Annotated in this window: 1 rRNA gene; it reads right to left on the reverse strand. The window is 51.3% G+C overall.

Going from position 1 to position 686, the window contains the following annotated elements:
- Positions 1-655, reverse strand: a 23S ribosomal RNA gene (locus tag ACFO5U_RS13460); the annotation flags it as partial.
- Between the last annotated feature and the right edge of the window lie 31 nt (positions 656-686).

A 686-nucleotide genomic window follows, 5' to 3' on the forward strand; every position in this document is an offset into this window, starting at 1 on the left:
CCTTAACCTTGCATGCAATCGTAACTCGCCGGTTCATTCTACAAAAGGCACGCTATCACCCATTAACGGGCTCTAACTACTTGTAGGCACACGGTTTCAGGATCTATTTCACTCCCCTTCCGGGGTGCTTTTCACCTTTCCCTCACGGTACTGGTTCACTATCGGTCACTAGGGAGTATTTAGCCTTGGGAGATGGTCCTCCCGGATTCCGACGGAATTTCACGTGTTCCGCCGTACTCAGGATCCACTCTGGAGGGGATGAACTTTCGGTTACGGGGCTATTACCCTGTCTCGCGGACCGTTCCAGGTCGCTTCGCCTAATCCATTCCTTTGTAACTCCGTATAGAGTGTCCTACAACCCCAGAAGGCAAGCCTTCTGGTTTGGGCTGATCCCGTTTCGCTCGCCGCTACTTGGGGAATCGCATTTGCTTTCTCTTCCTTCAGGTACTTAGATGTTTCAGTTCCCTGAGTCTGCCTTCTCATGTGCTATGTATTCACACATGGATACTGCTCCATTACGAACAGTGGGTTTCCCCATTCGGAAATCTCCGGATCACAGCTCACTTACAGCTCCCCGAAGCATATCGGTGTTAGTGCCGTCCTTCTTCGGCTCCTAGTGCCAAGGCATCCACCGTGCGCCCTTTCTAACTTAACCACTGCGGGTCAATCAAAAAAGTCGATCGCTT

Source organism: Planococcus dechangensis, from assembly GCF_042654465.1.
Taxonomy (GTDB): domain Bacteria; phylum Bacillota; class Bacilli; order Bacillales_A; family Planococcaceae; genus Planococcus; species Planococcus dechangensis.